The sequence below is a fragment of the Pacificispira spongiicola genome, from assembly GCF_012926505.1.
Lineage (GTDB): Bacteria > Pseudomonadota > Alphaproteobacteria > UBA8366 > Aestuariispiraceae > Pacificispira > Pacificispira spongiicola.
Window position 1 is genome coordinate 489,186 of sequence record NZ_JABBNT010000003.1, and the last position, 16,079, is coordinate 505,264.

The window sequence follows — 16,079 nt, forward strand, 5'->3', positions numbered from 1 at the left end:
TTTTAATTGCCGAACAGGTCCCAGCCGTGCTGAAAGATCGGATCGGGACGCAAGGTCGGTTGGCTTCGGAATTCGGGCCGGGGGGCCGGAGGGTGAATATGGACGGTCACACGGGTATCGGCGGTGCGGTCAGGGACGGGGTCCGAAGCGGCGGTAACGTCCGGGTTCTGATGTATTCTCACGACACGTTCGGTCTGGGACATCTGCGGCGCTGTCGCGCCATCGCCCATCATCTGGTGGAACGGCACAAGGACCTGACCGTGCTGATCCTGACCGGGTCTTCCATCATCGGCAGTTTCGATTTCCGCAGCCGCGTCGACTTCGTCCGCGTGCCCGGCGTCATCAAGCTGCGCAACGGCGATTACACGCCGCTTCAGCTTCACATCGATATCGACGAGACGCTCGCCTTGCGGGAATCCATCATCCGCCACACGGCCAGCATGTTCGACCCCGACCTGTTCATCGTCGACAAGGAACCGCTGGGTCTGCGCGGGGAAGTCGCGGATACACTGCGCATGATGCGCGACCGCGGCGTGCCGACGGTTCTGGGCCTGCGCGACGTTATGGACGACCCGGACCTGTTGGAACCGGAATGGGAACGCAAGAACGTCATGCCGGCCCTGACCGATCTGTATGACGATATCTGGGTTTACGGCCTGCCGCAGATTCACGATCCGCTGGCGGGAATCCGGGTGCCGGATTCAGTGCGGCGCAAGATGACCTATACCGGGTACCTGCGGCGGGAAGTGTCGCTGGACGGGCCGATCTATCAGACGGTGAAGATCGACGCGCCCTATATCCTGGTCACGCCGGGCGGCGGCGGCGACGGGGAAATGATGGTCGATTGGGTCTTCCGCGCCTATGAGTCCGACCGGAAACAGCCCTATCCCGCGCTGGTCGTCCTGGGCCCCTTCATGCCGTCGGACGTACAAGCCGATTTCATGGAACGCGCGTCCAGCCTGCCGGATGTGGAGGTGATCACCTTCGACGCGCATATGGAAAGCCTGATCACCAATGCGGTCGGCGTGGTCGCCATGGGCGGCTACAATACTTTCTGCGAGATTATGAGTTTCGATAAGCGGGCGTTGATCGTGCCGCGCACCAAACCGCGCCGGGAACAGTATATCCGGGCCATCCGGTTTCAGGAATTGGGGCTGGTATCCGCCTTGTCGGCGGATGGCGGCACCGATACCGATCAGATGATCACGGCGCTGCGCCACCTGCCGCAGCAGCCGAAACCGTCGGAAGTCGTCGTGCCGGGCCTGATGGACGGGTTGGACAATGTCGACCGATTGGCCCGGCGTTGGATCGCCCGCCCGCGCCGTGCCCTGACGCTGGCCGAAAAGCGGGCTTAATACCGGATGCACGACACTCCCATCGGGCCGGTCGCCTTTGTCCTGAAAGGCTATCCCCGGCTGTCCGAAACCTTTATCGCGCAGGAAATCTTGGGGCTGATGCGCCGGGGCCTCGATATCCGCATCGTGTCCCTGCGCCATCCGACCGACGCGCATACCCATCCGGTGCATGATGAAATCGCGCGCCTGTCGAAAGCGTCGGTTCTGTACCTGCCGGAATATCTGCATCAGGAACCGATGCGCGTGGTGCGCGGCTGGTGGCGGGCGCGGCGGATGCCGGGATACCGTCAGGCGATTTCCGCGTTCTGGGCGGACTTGAAGCGGGATTTGACCCGGAACCGGATTCGCCGCTTCGGTCAGGCGCTGGTGCTGGCGGCGGAATTGCCCGCCGGGACCGTGCGTCTGCATTTCCATTTCCTGCACACGCCGGCCTCCGTCACGCGCTATGCCGCGAAGATGCAGGACCTGCCGTGGAGCGGGTCGGCCCATGCCAAGGATATCTGGACCTCCCCGGAATGGGAGATTCGCGAGAAATTGACGGAATGCGACTGGCTGGTCACCTGTACCGCCCATGGCGCGGAGCATCTGAAAACCCTGGCCGCCGATCCGGGCAAGGTGCATCTGCAATATCACGGGCTGGACCTGACGCGATTTCCGCCCGCGCCGGATCGACAGGCGGCAACCGGGCGTGGTGGGGGCGGGCCGGTCACCATCCTGTCTGTCGGGCGGGCCGTGCCGAAAAAAGGTTATGACGATCTGATCGATGCCCTTGCGGCGCTGCCAAAGGATTTGGACTGGCGGCTGATCCATATCGGCGGCGGCAAAAAACTGAAGGCACTGAAGGCGCGGGCGGCGGAAAAGGGGCTGTCGAGCCGTGTCGACTGGCGTGGGGCGCAGCCGCAGGAAAAGGTACTGGCGGCGCTGCGCAAGGCGGACCTGTTCGTGCTGGCCAGCAAGATCGCGGGCGACGGCGACCGCGACGGGTTGCCCAATGTCTTGATGGAGGCGCAGAGCCAATCGGTTCCGGTTGTCGCCACCGCCGTATCGGCCATCCCGGAATTGATCCGCGATGGGAAAACGGGGTTGCTGGTCCCGCCCGGCGATCCGGCGGCCCTGTCCGCGGCACTGGCCCGCGCGCTGGCCGACCCGGAATTGCGCCGGCGGCTGGGCGCGGCGGGGGCGGAACGGGTGCGCAAGGAGTTCGACGCGGCGGTCGAACTGACCGATTTGGCGCGACGTTTCGGCCTGCCGGGAGACGTGGAGGCGGCATGACACCGCGCATTGCCTTCCATGCACCCTTGAAGCCGCCGACCCATCCCGTGCCGTCCGGCGACCGGCGGTTCGCACGGTTGCTGATGCAGGCCCTGCGGCGGGCCGGGTTCACCGTCGATCTGGCCAGTCGTTTGCGCAGCCGGAATGCCGCCTTCGATCCGGCGGTACAGTCGCGTCTCGACGTCCGCGCGACGAGGATTCGCGACCGTTTGTCCGCGACGTGGCGGCGGGACGGCGCGCCGGACCTGTGGATGACCTATCACCTGTATGACAAGGCGCCGGACCTGTTGGGGCCGGTTCTGTGCCGTGAATTTTCCGTTCCCTATGTCGTGGTGGAGGCCAGCCTATCGCCACGCCGCACCGGAACGCCCGCCCATGCCCTGGTGGAAGCCGCCCTGCGTCAGGCCGCGCTGATCCTGCAACCGAATCCGAAGGACCTGCCGGAAGTCGCGCGTCTGAACGGTGTGACGGCGGACCAAGTCCGCTTGCCGCCCTTCCTGGATGTGGCGCGGGACGTTCCCGTCAACCCGTCGCGGCGGGTTCTGCGCCGGGAAATGGCCATGAACTATGGTATCAATCCGGATAGCGTCTGGGCGGTGGCGACCGGGATGATGCGGCCGGGCGGGAAAACCGAATCATTCCGAATTCTGGCGGCGGCGTGCCGGAAAATCGATGCGGATTTCACGCTGCTGATCCTGGGTGACGGTGACGCGCGGGATGAGGTTGAGGCAGCGTTCAGCGGTGACGGGCGGGTTCGGTTTCTGGGCGCTGTCGACCGGGCAACGGTGGGGCGTGTGAACCGGGCCGCCGATCTGTTCGTTTGGCCCGCGATTCAGGAAGCCTTCGGCATGGCGCCGTTGGAAGCGCAAGCGGCGGGCCTGCCGGTCGTGGCGGGGGATCGGCCCGGTCTGCGGGGTATAGTCGATGCCGGGGTGACAGGCCTGCTGGTGCCGGAAGGGGATGTCGATGCCTTCGCCGATGCGATGCGGCACCTGCTGACCGACGATGCGGGTCGTGCGCGCATGGCGGCGGCGGCGCGGGCGCATGTCCTGGCGAATCACGATATCGGCGGGGCGGCGGCGTTGTTGCGCCGGACTTTGCTGCCGTTGATCGAAAAGGGGCGGGCCGCATGACAGTTCGATTGGCCCTCATCCGCCACGGCCCGACCGATTGGAACGGTGAAAAACGCTTCCAGGGACATGTCGACCGGCCCTTGTCGGAAGACGGTAAGCGCGCGGTGGCGCAATGGCGTCTGCCGGGCGACTTTGCGGCGTTCGATTTCTGGTGCAGCCCGCTGACACGCTGTCGCCAGACGGCGGCGTTGCTGTTGCCGCGCGAACCGCAAATCGACGCGCGCCTGACCGAAATGAGCTTCGGCGATTGGGAAGGCCAGCGCATCGCCGATCTGCGGGAGAAATGGGGTGAGGAGGTGGCGGAGCGGGAAGCCTGGGGCCTGGATTTCTCGGCACCCGGCGGCGAAAGCCCGCGTCAGGTGCAAGACCGGGTCGCCCCCTTGTTCCGCGACTGGGCCAGGCAGGGGCAGGATCGGCTCGCCGTTTGCCACAAGGGCGTGATCCGCGCGATTTATGCCTGGGCGCGGGACTGGCCGATGCTGGGGAAGCCGCCGGACAGGCTGCGCTGGGATTGCGTTCATTTGTTCGATCTGGATCGGGAAGGGCACCCGTCCGTCGCGCGGTTGAACATCCCGTTGACCGGAGGAGAAGGCGAATGACAGGCGCGCGGCGGCCCCGACTGCTGTTCCATGTTCAACATATGCTGGGTATCGGTCACCGTATCCGCGCGGACCGTATCGCTCTTGCCTGCGCGCGCGCCGGGTTCGATGTAACGGTGTTGGAAGGCGGCGTACCGGACGGCATTCACCCGGAACAACCGGGCGTGACGCGTATCCATCTGCCCCCGGCGCGTGCCGCCGATGCCGGGTTTTCCGCCATTGTCGATGCGGATACCGGGCGGGAAATCGATGATGCCTGGCGCGTGCGGCGCGCGGCGGCCTGCCTGGACGAGGTGTCGGCGGCGAAGCCCGATGTCTTCCTGGTCGAATCCTATCCCTTCGCGCGGCGGGCCTTCGCCTTCGAACTGGACCCGGCGATTGCCGAAGCGCGTCGGGGCGGCGCGAAAATCGCGGGGTCGATCCGCGATATCCTGGTTGCCCGGCCCGACAGATTGAAGAATGCCCGGATCGCGGAAAAGGCGCGGACCCTGTTCGATCGCATTCTGGTGCATGGCGATCCCGGTTTCGCGCAATTGGCGGACAGTTTCTCGGCGGCCCCGGTCGTGGCGGATCGTGTGATCTATACCGGCATCGTCGGCCCGGAGCCGGTGCACGGAACCGGTAATCCATCGGATGGAGAGGTCGTCGTGTCCGTTGGCGGCGGCGCGGTCGGCGGGGCCTTGATCCGCGCGGCAATTCAGGCGCGGGAACTTTGCCGTCTGAAGGATAGGCCTTGGCGCATTCTGGTCGGGCCGAACCTGCCAGACTTCGACCGTCCGACCGATGTGCCGCCGGGTGTCGCCATCGAACCGGCGCGGCCCGATTTTCTGTCCCTGCTGTCGAGTGCGTCTCTTTCCGTCAGTCAGGCGGGGTACAACACCGTGGCCGATCTTGCGGTCAGCGGCTGTCCCGCCGTTTTGGTGCCCTTCGCCGGACCGTCGGGTAAGGAAACGGAACAGCCCCTGCGCGCGCGGTTGATGCAGGCGGCGGGCCGGGCGGTGTGTCTGTCCGAAGCCGACCTGACCCCGCAGGCGCTGGCCGGTGCGATCGATCGTGCCGCCGGTCTTTTTCGGCATGCCGAAACACCCTACCGTACCGGCGGGGCGGCGGCGTCCGCCCGCGCCTTGATGGAGTTGGTGGGGTGAGCGACTGGAGCGATCTGAACGCGGAATTGGACCTTTGGGCCGATGCGGGCCGGGTGGCGCGCCTGTGGTGGCGCGACGACGACGCGGTCGCGGCCAGTCCGGCGCTGGATCGGTTGCTGTCCTGCCGCGACGGCGTACCGCTGTCGCTGGCCGTCATCCCGGATCGGTTGGAACACTCCCTGGTCGACCGATTGGACGGGGAAGCGGACCTTTTGGTCCTGCCGCACGGTTTCGCGCATCGGAATCATGAGCCTCCGGATCGCAAAAAGGCGGAATTCGGCGGGGAGAGGAATGAGGAAGAGGCGCTCCGCGATATCGCCGAAGGATGCGCTGGATTGGCAAAAGCGTTCGGGCCTGTCTTCTTCGGGTTGTTCGTTCCGCCCTGGAACCGGATCGCGCCGGGCATCGCGGCGAGGTTGACGGATTTAGGCCTTGTCGGGGTGTCCACCTATACCGACCGGGCGCCGGAAGAACGGGCTTTCCGTCTGAACACCCATGTCGACCCCCTGGACTGGAAGGAAAAGAAACGGTCGGGTGCCGCGCGATTCCTGGGGGAAGAGGCGGCCTTGTCCCTGCTGACCGATGCGTTGCGTCGCCGCCGGGAAGGGGTGCCCGGCACGGATCAGGATGAAGCGGTCGGTATCCTGACCCATCACCTGGAGCACGACCCCGGGACCTGGGATTTTCTAGTGACGCTGGTGCAGGCCGTCCGGGCGCATCCGGCGTCGGAATGGGTCTCCGCGCGGCAAGCGATGGCGGCGGGATTGTGGGCATGACGGACGTATACCGCTATGGCTTCGCCGGTCAGCGCATGGACTTGCTGCGCGGGGTGTTCGGTCTGGCCTTGACCCTGGGGCCGTTGTTCGCGGTCGATGCCATCCTGCCTTGGATTGCCGTCATTCTGGCCGTTCTGGCCGCTTTTTTCGCGATTTTCCTGATAAAGATATGGATTCGTCACCGTACCGAAATACGCGTGTCGCAGGATGGGATTGAACAACGCGGCCCCTTCGGCGGGAAGACCATCGCCTGGGGGGACGTGTCCGGTTTGCGGGTTGCCTATTTCGCCTCCGCCAAATCACGGGACGGTATCGTGACCTTGACCCTATCCGGGCAGGGGCGGAAAATCGTTGTCGAGTCGTCCTTGTCGGAGTTTGATAGGGCGATGGAACGGATCGTGCGGATTTGCGATCGGGCGGATGTCGAAATGGACGCCACGACCGTTCACAATCTGGCGGCGCTGGGGCTTCGGAAGGGAGCCGAACCCGGCGCGGGATCGTCAGGGGGTTAGTCCGAGTCGTAAGCCGGGACGGGAAGCGCGGGACAGCGCGAAAGGGGGAGATGCGTGACGAGCGTTCGGGGGAGCACTCAAACCACACCATCGATGTCGATGCCGGTGTTGACGCCGACGTTAACGCCGACGTTAACGCTGGGGCACCGATGAGCGACGCGCCCTGCAGCCCGATCGCGATCAAGGAACGGACGCTGTCCGGCGATCTTCTGTCCGTCCAGGACCTGCGCATCGGCTTCAAGATGATGGAAGGGTCGCTGGAGGCCGTGAAGGGCGTGTCCTTCCGCGTGCCCCAGGGCGGCACGGTGGCGCTGGTCGGGGAATCCGGGTCCGGTAAATCCGTGGTCAGTCAGGCGATCATGGGCATCCTGCCGAAGGCCGCCAGCATCACCGGCGGGTCGATCCTGTTCGACGATCCGCGCAACGACCTGCCGCCCATCGACATTGCCGCCCTGGACCGTCATGGCCCGCAGATGCGCGCCATTCGGGGCGGGCGGATTTCGATCATTTTCCAGGAACCGATGACGGCGCTGTCGCCGCTGCACACCATTGGCAATCAGATCGGGGAGGCCGTGGAACTGCACCGCAATTGCGGCGCGGCGGAAGTCGTCGACCTGACCCGCGATATGCTGCGCATGGTCGGATTTCCCGATCCCGACCGGGCGTTGCGGACCTATCCGTTCGAACTGTCCGGCGGATTGCGGCAACGCGCGATGATTGCCATGGCCCTGGTTTGCCATCCGGCCCTGTTGATCGCGGACGAACCCACGACGGCGCTGGACGTGACGATCCAGGCGCAAATCCTGAAACTGATGCGCGACCTGCAGCAGGAATTGGGCATGGCCGTGCTGATGATCACCCACGATCTGGGCGTGGTCGCCAACATGGCGGAAGAAATCGTCGTCATGTATCATGGCGAGGTCATGGAACACGGGACGCTGGACCATATTTTCCGCGACCCGCGCCATCCCTATCTGAAGGCGCTGCTGAAGGCGGTGCCCCGGTTCGACATGGCGCCGGGCGAACGTCTTGTGCCGATCCGCGAGATCGAAACCAAGGCCGAAAGCCTGCATGCCGAAGCCGTCGCCGCCCATCCGGTCGTAGAGCCGGAGAAGCCGATCCTGACCGTCGACGGCATTCGGAAGACCTTCTCCATCCGCAAGGGCGGGCTGTTGAAGCAGTCCGCCCCGGTGCGCGCGGTCGACGATGTCGGCTTCACCGTGAAACGCGGCGAATGCTTGGGGCTGGTCGGGGAAAGCGGCTGCGGCAAGACGACCTTGTCGAAAATCCTCATGCGGGCGCTCAGCCCCGACGCCGGGCGCGTGAGTTTCTATGACGGGACGCGGGATATCGACGTGCTGGCGCTGGACGGCGACGACCTGTTCGAGTTTCGCCGGACGATGCAGTTCATCTTTCAGGACCCGTTTTCCTCCCTCAATCCGCGGATGACGGTTCTGGATATCCTGACGGAGCCGCTGACCATCCACGGCATCGGGACCATGGACGAACGCAAGCAGAAGGCGGCGCGGTTGATGGATCTTGTCGGCCTCGACATGCGTCACCTGAAACGCTACCCGCACAGTTTTTCCGGCGGGCAGCGTCAGCGCATCGGCATTGCCCGCGCCCTGGCGTTGAACCCGGAACTGCTGATCTGCGACGAACCCGTTTCGGCCCTGGATGTGTCGATCCAGGCGCAGATTTTGAACCTGTTGAAGGACCTGCAACGCGATCTGGGCCTGACCTATATCTTCATCAGCCACAATTTGGCCGTGGTCGATTATATCGCCGATCGGATCGCGGTGATGTGCCGGGGGCGGCTGGTGGAATTGGCGCCCAGCGAATTACTGTTCCAGAATCCGCGCCACCCCTATACCCAAGGTCTGCTGCGCGCCGTGCCGGACCCGAATCCGGACAATGCCCTCGATTTCGCGCAACTGATGGACGACAAGGCCTCGTCGCCGGACCGTTGGCCCGCGCCCTTCACCGATGACGGGACCGGGGGGCTGATCTTCCACGATCTGGGCGGCGGTCATTACGTGCGTGCCATGGCGGATGCCCGGTTCGAAAGGAGCGCCGCATGAAACGAGCCCTGATTGCCGGTTTCGCGCTCTGTCTCGGCCTCCTCCCCGGTCCGGCGGCGGCCCGGATGCTGCCCCCGCTGGTGGAAACGACCTCGCTGGAGGCCGCCGTTGCGGACGGATCCTTGCCGCCGGTGGCGGAGCGCATCCCAGCGCATCCTGAAATCGTCGATTTCGCCGCGCGGGGTCAGACGATCGGCACGCCGGGCGGCACGCTGACGACGCTGATGAACAGCGCGAAAGACACGCGCTATATGTATGTCTATGGCTATGCGCGGCTGGTGAAATACGATCAGGACTTCAACATCGTTCCGGATATTCTGGAATCCTATGAAATTACGGATGGCGGGCGAACCTATACGCTGCATCTGCGGCCGGGGCATCGCTGGTCCGACGGCGAACCCTTCACCACCGCCGATTTCGCCTATTTCTGGTACGACATGTGCCATAACGAGGATCTCTACGCCTCCGGCCCGCCGACCTATTTGAAGGTGCAGGGGGAATTCCCCGACGTCACGATCCTGGACGAAACGACGATCCGCTATGCCTGGACCAATCCGAACCCGGATTTCCTGCCCGGCCTGGCGCAGGCGCGTCCGAACCAGCTCTATGCGCCGATGCATTATTTGAGCAAATATCATCCCTCCTATCGCCCGATCGAGGAGTTGGAAGCGGCGGCGGAAGAGGCGGGCCAGCGCAATTGGGCCGCAATCCATATCAAGAAGGGCCGCTATTATCGGATGGAAAATCCGAAGCTGCCGACCTTGCAGCCCTGGATTCCGCGGACGAAGGCCCCGGCGGACCGGTTTATCTTCACGCGCAACCCCTACTATCACAAGATCGATCCGAACGGTGTCCAACTGCCCTATATCGACGAGGTCGTGTTCAATATCAGCGAGGAAAAGCTGATCGCCGGGAAGGCCGCGACGGGCGATGTCGATTTCCAGGGGCGCTATCTGCGCTTTGACGACGTCACGCTGTTGAAACGGAACGAGGCGTCGCACGGCTACAAGACCCTGCTGTGGCGCATCGCCAAGGGGTCGCATATGGCCCTGTTGCCGAATCTGACGGTGAAGGACCCGACCTTCCGCGCCCTGGTGCGCGACGTGCGGTTCCGTCGGGCCTTGTCGATGGGGATCGACCGGCACGAGATCAACCGCGTGATTTATTTCGGGCTGGCCATGGAAGGTCAGAACACGATGCTGCCGAAAAGCCCGCTGTTCAATGCGGCCTATCGGGATGCCTGGGCGGAATACGATCCGAAGGCGGCGAATGCCCTGTTGGACGATATGGGACTGGAACGGGATTGGACCGGCGCGCGGATCGCGCCGAATGGGGAACCGATCGAAATCATCGTTGAAACAGGCGGGTCGACGGAACAGGCCGATATCCTGGAACTGATCCGCGACACGTGGTGGGATTTGGGGATCAAGCTGTATATCAAGCCCCTGGGTAAGGACAGTTTGCGGCGGCGTATCTTTTCCGGCCTGACCCAGATGACCGTCGATTCCGGTTTCGAAAACGGTCTGGCGACGGCGGATATGGCGCCGAACGACCTCGCCCCCATCGCGCAGAATCAGTATCAATGGTCGGAATGGGGCGAATATTTCGAAACCAACCACAATGGCGGCAGCCCCCCGGATATGGCCCTGGGCGAGGAACTGATGGATCTGCGTCGGCAATGGTATCAGGCGGGGTTGCAGGCGGATCGTCTGGATGTCTGGCACCGCATGCTGGCGCTGCATGCCGAACAGATTCCGACCATCGGCCTGGTGGCGGGCGTGTTGCAGCCGATCGTGGTGCGCGACGGGCTGATGAACCTGCCAGAAGAAGGGCTGTGGAACTGGGATCCGGGCGCGCATTTCGGCCTCTATGGCCTGGACTATGTCTATTGGGACAAGGATTCCGTCACCGCCCAGGCGAGTGCGGAATAAGCGGGGGACGCCGGATGCGGGATCAGGGGGGACGCGTTTAGTATGTTGGATTACATCATCCGCCGCCTGTTGGTCATGGTGCCGACCCTTCTGGTCATCAGCATGCTGGTCTTCGTCATCATCCAATTGCCGCCCGGCGATTACCTGACGACGCTTGTCCAGGAATATCAGGACCGCGGCGAACAGATCGGCGAGGAGGTGCTGGCCTTCTATCGCGATAATTACGGTTTCGGCGAACCGATGTGGAAACAGTACCTTCTGTGGATGAAGGGCATATTGCTGGAAGGCAATATGGGCTATTCCTTCGCCTATGAAATGCCGGTGTCGGACGTGGTCGGCGACCGAATGTTCCTGACTATTCTGGTGTCTTTCGTCACCATCGTCTTCGTCTATATCGTGGCCTTCCCGATCGGCGTCTATTCGGCGGTGAACCAATATTCGCCGGGCGATTACGCGCTGACCTTCATCGGTTTCATCGGGCTGGCGACGCCGAACTTCCTGCTGGCGCTGGTTCTGATGTATCTGGCGAACGAATGGACGGGCGCGTCCATCGGCGGTCTTGTCGACGACCATCTGCGCGATGCGCCGATGTCCTGGGAAAAATTCGTCAGCGTGTTGCAACATCTGTGGGTGCCGGTCATCGTCATCGGGACGTCGGGCACGGCCGGGATGATCCGGCGGCTGCGCGCCAACCTGCTGGACGAGTTGCACAAGCAATATGTCGTCACCGCGCTGGCGAAGGGCGTACCGCCGAAAAAGGCGCTGTTCAAATATCCCCTGCGCATGGCGCTGAACCCGTTCATTGCGGATATCGGCAATATCCTGCCGGAAATCATCTCCGGCTCCGCCATCGTGTCGATCGTCTTAAGCCTTGAGACGACCGGGCCGATGCTGCTGCGCGCCCTGGAAACCCAGGACATGTATCTAGCCGGGTCCTTCCTGATGGTGCTGGCGCTGTTGACCGTGGTCGGAAACCTTGTGTCCGATCTGGCCCTGGCCTTCCTCGATCCCCGAATTCGACTGGGTGCGGAGGCATCGAAATGACGACAGGCAAGCCGCTGGATCATTTCGTCAACGAGACGCCTTTCGACCCTTATTCCGCGACGAAGCTGACGCCGGATCAGGAACGCTTTTACCTGTCCTCGCAATGGCGGTTGATGTGGCTGAAGTTCCGCCGCCATAAGCTCGCGGTGTGGAGCGGCCTCTATCTGGTGCTGGTCTATCTGTCGGTCGTGGTGTCGGAAATCCTGGCACCCTATGCCTTCACCGCGCGGCATACGGATTATATCTATGCCCCGCCGCAGGAACTCCGCCTGTTCCATGACGGGGAATTCGTCGGCCCCTTCGTCTATCCCTACGATGTCAGCCTGAATATGGAAGAATTGCGCTGGGATTATCGGGAAAACATGGCGGCGCCGCACAAGCTGCGCTTCTTCTGCACGCAGGACGATTTCGAAGGCGCGCGCTACGCATTCTGGAACCTGTTCGAAACGAATTTCCATCTGGTTTGCCCGGCGGCGGGATCGCAATTCTTCCTGCTGGGCACGGATCGGCTGGGCCGGGATATCCTGTCGCGCATCATTCAGGGCGCGCGGATTTCCATGACCGTCGGGTTGATCGGCGTGACGATCAGTTTCGTGCTGGGCATCACGCTGGGCGGGATCGCCGGGTATTTCGGCGGCGCCGCCGATTGGTGCGTGCAGCGCGTGATCGAGGTCATCCGCTCCTTCCCGTCGCTGCCCCTCTGGATGGCGCTGTCGGCGGCAATGCCGGTCAACTGGTCGCCGATCCTGGTTTTTCTGGGGATCACGGTCATTCTGGGTCTGTTGGATTGGCCGGGGCTGGCCCGCGCCGTGCGGTCGAAGCTTCTGGCCCTGCGGGAGGAAGATTTCGCCGTCGCCGCCCAATTGATGGGGGCGAAGCCGACGCGGATCATCGGCAAGCATCTGCTGCCCAGCTTCACCAGTCACCTGATCGCCTCGGTCACCCTGGCAGTGCCCAGCATGATCCTGGGCGAAACGGCGCTCAGCTTCCTCGGCCTGGGCCTGAAACCGCCTGTGACGAGTTGGGGCGTATTGCTGAACGAGGCACAGAACTTCAACGCCGTGGCGCTGTATCCCTGGCTGCTGTGGCCGGCGGTGCCGGTCATCATGGTCGTGCTGGCCTTCCAATTCCTGGGCGACGGCCTGCGCGACGCGGCGGACCCCTATAAATAGAAGGCCCGCCGACATATTCGAATTGATTGATTTAAGTCAATGTGGCGGCGGGTTAACAGGGATAGCGTTACCTCATCGTCCTTCGGGGCGATGAAGCGTTGGCAGCGGAAACCATCCCTGTGAACTCTTCTATCCCATCCCAACTCCGACCCCGTTCCGCTGGGAACCAGGTCCTCAGGATTCGGCTTCCCAAGGCGGAACGGGGTTGAATTTTTCCACCAGGAAATCGACGAAGGCCCGCACCTTGGGCGACAGATGCCGACGCGTCGGATAGACCGCGTTGATCGGCACTTCCACGTCGCGATAGAAGGGCTTCAGAATCCGCACCAGCTTGCCCTCGCGGACTTCCGACGACACCAGAAATTCCGCCAGACGCGCGATGCCCAGACCGGCCAGCACCATTTCGTGAATGGTCTCGCCGTTATTGGCGGTGAAATTGCCTTCGACCTTCACCGGATATTCCGACCCGTCCGGCAGGCGGAAAATCCATTCGTTCAGATGGATCGCGGTGGAAAAGCCCAACCGGTTATGGGCCGTCAGTTCGCTGGGATGTTTCGGTTCGCCGAAACGTTGCAGATATTCCGGCGAGCAGCAGATCGCACGGCGGCTGACCGCCAATTGACGGGCGACCATGGAACTGTCCTGCAGCTTGCCGAAACGAATGGCGACGTCCTGACCTTCCTCGACCAGATCGGACAGGGCGTCGGTCAGGGTCATTTCGACATTCACTTCGGGGAACCGTTCCAGGAATTCCGGAATAAGCGGGCTGATCTGGTGTTTGCCGAAGGCGACGCCGCAATTCACGCGCAGGGTCCCGCGCGGGGCGGAATGACGCTGGCTGACGGCGATTTCCGCCTCTTCCATATCGGTCAGGATGCGGACGCAGCGCTGATAGAAGGCGTCGCCTTCCTCCGTCGCCGACAGTTGCCGCGTCGTGCGGTTCAAAAGACGCACGCCCAGACGGTCTTCCAGCCGTCCGATTTGTTTGCTGACAGCCGACGGCGTCAGTTTCAACGCGCGCGCGGCACTCGAAAAGCTTCCTTCCTCCACCACTTTGGTGAAGACGGCCATTTCTCCGGCTCTATCCATTGTTTGGCGATCCCCCGCTTTTTGGCGACCGGCTTCTTGGCTTTATCGTTTGTGCCGGCGCGTTCTTTTTATCCGTCTTGTCACGGATGTATATAATTTAATTCCATCTATTCCAATCAGAAACAAGTTATTGGTTGTTCTGAAAGTTACAAGACGATCGGTATTTTATTGAGTTTTTTGCGTTGCGGGAATAAAAATCGGTCCGTCCGACTGCCGGTCAGGCTGCTGCCGGAAGGCGCAGGATGAACCGCGCGCCGCCGCGATTTCCGTCCCGTCCGACCCGGTTTTCGGCGGTAATCGTGCCGCCATGGGCTTCGGCGATCTGTTTGCAGATCGACAGGCCCAGGCCGGAATGGCCGCCAAAGGCCTCGTGATCCGGCCGTTCGGTGTAGAAACGGTCGAAAATCGCCGCCAGCTTGTTGTCCGGAATGCCGGGGCCTTCATCCTCGCAGCGCAGCTCGATCCAGTTGGCCTCGCGGCGCACGGACAGGGTGATGCGGCCGCCGGGCGGGCTGAAACTCTCGGCGTTGGAAATCAGGTTCTGCAAGACCTGAACAAGGCGATCCTCGTTCCCCTGAACCGTGAAGGGGCCGTCGCCGAGGACCGTGGCCGACAGGACGGGGCGGTCCTTGTCGCGGGCCAGTTCCGGTTCGTCGTCGCCATGGGCCGTCCGCCGCATGCCGACCAGAACATCCATCATCACCGACAGGTCGACGGTTTCCGTTTCCACCCGTCCCAGTTCCGCATCCAGCCGCGACGCGTCCGAAATATCGGTGATCAGGCGGTCCAGCCGTTCCACGTCTTCCTTCACGATGCGCAGCAATTCGCGTTGCTGGTCCTGGGACTTCACGCGCTGAATGGTTTCGATGGCGCTTTTCAGGGAGGTCAGGGGATTCTTGATTTCATGGCTGACATCGGCGGCGAAACGCTCGATGGCGGTGATGCGGCTGGTCAGCGCTTCCGTCATTTCGCGCAGAACGGCGGACAGGTCGCCGATTTCGTCGCGGCGCTTGGTCAGGTCGGGGATCGTTGCCGGATCGCGCCCGACGCTGTGCCGGACCTTTTCGGCGGCTTCCGCCAGCCGGTGGATGGGGCGCGCGATGGTGCCCGCGAAATACAGGGACAGCAGCGTCGTCAGGACGAGGGCGACGGCGAAGACGGCCAGAACGGTCAGGCGCACATCGCGCATGGCAATGTCGATGCGGGTGCCGTCGCGGGACAGAAGCAGGCTGCCGAAAACATGGACATAGCGCTGCACCGGCAGGGCGACGGATAGGACCAGATTGCGGTTCCTGTCCCGTCGGACGACACCGACGATTTCGCCGGACAGGGCGCGCACGGCTTCGGGATAATCGGCCACGGTCGAGTCGCGGCGGTCGTGATAGAGCGGGTAGTCGCGGTTTTCGATCCAGTGCAGGACCTTTTCGAACGCGCCCAGAACCGGGTTCACCATGGGTTCGAACGTGTCGGTATCGATCGGGTCGTCCAGCTCCTCGACCAGGATCGACGCGCCGTATTGACCCAGGCGGCGACTGTCCACCGCCAGCGACCCGTCCGCCAGGAAGAACCGCGCCCGCACCTCGCTGGCCGCGGACAGACGCCGGACCAGATCGCGGGCGGGGACGAGGTTCAGAACCTCCTGTCCGTTATCCAGCAGGCCGATCGCGCCTTCGCCCAGTGCCCCGGAAAAGATTTCGCCATGTTCCCGCAGCGCATCCAGTTCCTGTTCGATCAACCGGTCGCGATAGGGGCCCAGATAGAGGATGCCCAGAACCGGGATCAGCAGGGTCAGCAGGTTGACGGCCAGAATCTTCCGGGTCAGCGGGGACAGCCGATGACGACGGCGCAAACGCCGTTCGGCACGCTGGCGGCGTTTGGTTTCCCGCCGCGTACTGCGCGTATCGGCCTGTTGTTCGGCCGGTTTTTCGGCAAAAAGCGTCCCCAACGTCACCATCCCGGACCGCCCCATG

The 16,079-nt window shown here is 63.2% G+C and carries 13 protein-coding genes; 11 read left to right on the top strand and 2 right to left on the bottom strand.

The annotated features are described in order from the left end of the window. The first annotated feature begins 98 nt into the window (after positions 1–98). Genes HH303_RS11795 through HH303_RS11845 form a run of 11 tightly spaced genes read left to right on the top strand, consistent with a single transcriptional unit; the run spans position 99 to position 13,020 of the window. Positions 99–1,355 (top strand): glycosyltransferase family protein, encoded by a 1,257-nt coding sequence (locus HH303_RS11795; protein ID WP_227421732.1) that lies wholly within the window; start codon positions 99–101, stop codon positions 1,353–1,355. A 6-nt stretch (positions 1,356–1,361) separates the two neighbouring features. Next, positions 1,362–2,627, top strand: coding sequence for a glycosyltransferase family 4 protein (locus HH303_RS11800; RefSeq protein ID WP_227421733.1), 1,266 nt, complete (start codon positions 1,362–1,364; stop codon positions 2,625–2,627). Next, entirely contained in the window at positions 2,624–3,760 is a 1,137-nt protein-coding gene (locus tag HH303_RS11805; RefSeq protein ID WP_169625529.1) for a glycosyltransferase family 4 protein, read from the top strand. Before HH303_RS11800 ends, HH303_RS11805 begins: the two co-directional genes overlap by 4 nt. Beyond that, positions 3,757–4,359 carry a histidine phosphatase family protein gene (locus HH303_RS11810; RefSeq protein ID WP_169625530.1) on the top strand — a complete coding sequence of 201 codons (603 nt, stop codon included), beginning with the start codon at positions 3,757–3,759 and terminating at the stop codon, positions 4,357–4,359. The genes HH303_RS11805 and HH303_RS11810 overlap by 4 nt, the downstream gene beginning before the upstream one ends. Next, positions 4,356–5,504: a glycosyltransferase family protein gene (locus HH303_RS11815; protein ID WP_169625531.1), complete on the top strand. Its 1,149-nt coding sequence runs from the start codon at positions 4,356–4,358 to the stop codon at positions 5,502–5,504. The genes HH303_RS11810 and HH303_RS11815 overlap by 4 nt, the downstream gene beginning before the upstream one ends. Then, on the top strand, positions 5,501–6,280 hold the full coding sequence (locus HH303_RS11820; protein WP_169625532.1) for a polysaccharide deacetylase family protein: 780 nt from the start codon (positions 5,501–5,503) through the stop codon (positions 6,278–6,280). The genes HH303_RS11815 and HH303_RS11820 overlap by 4 nt, the downstream gene beginning before the upstream one ends. Next, positions 6,277–6,792: a PH domain-containing protein gene (locus HH303_RS11825; protein ID WP_169625533.1), complete on the top strand. Its 516-nt coding sequence runs from the start codon at positions 6,277–6,279 to the stop codon at positions 6,790–6,792. Before HH303_RS11820 ends, HH303_RS11825 begins: the two co-directional genes overlap by 4 nt. A gap of 50 nt (positions 6,793–6,842) precedes the next feature. After that, positions 6,843–8,873, top strand: a complete 2,031-nt coding sequence (locus HH303_RS11830) for an ABC transporter ATP-binding protein (RefSeq protein WP_227421734.1) — start codon at positions 6,843–6,845, stop codon at positions 8,871–8,873. Next, on the top strand, positions 8,870–10,804 hold the full coding sequence (locus HH303_RS11835) for an ABC transporter substrate-binding protein (RefSeq protein WP_169625534.1): 1,935 nt from the start codon (positions 8,870–8,872) through the stop codon (positions 10,802–10,804). Before HH303_RS11830 ends, HH303_RS11835 begins: the two co-directional genes overlap by 4 nt. Positions 10,805–10,846: 42 nt before the next feature. After that, entirely contained in the window at positions 10,847–11,848 is a 1,002-nt protein-coding gene (locus HH303_RS11840) for an ABC transporter permease (RefSeq protein ID WP_169625535.1), read from the top strand. Continuing rightward, positions 11,845–13,020 (top strand): ABC transporter permease, encoded by a 1,176-nt coding sequence (locus tag HH303_RS11845; RefSeq protein WP_169625536.1) that lies wholly within the window; start codon positions 11,845–11,847, stop codon positions 13,018–13,020. The genes HH303_RS11840 and HH303_RS11845 overlap by 4 nt, the downstream gene beginning before the upstream one ends. 174 nt (positions 13,021–13,194) lie before the next feature. Here HH303_RS11845 and HH303_RS11850 read toward each other — a convergent pair whose 3' ends face one another. Continuing rightward, entirely contained in the window at positions 13,195–14,109 is a 915-nt protein-coding gene (locus tag HH303_RS11850) for a LysR family transcriptional regulator (RefSeq protein ID WP_169625537.1), read from the bottom strand. A 217-nt stretch (positions 14,110–14,326) separates the two neighbouring features. After that, complete coding sequence (locus HH303_RS11855; RefSeq protein ID WP_169625538.1) at positions 14,327–16,063, bottom strand: stimulus-sensing domain-containing protein; 1,737 nt, start codon at positions 16,061–16,063, stop codon at positions 14,327–14,329. Positions 16,064–16,079 lie beyond the last annotated feature (16 nt).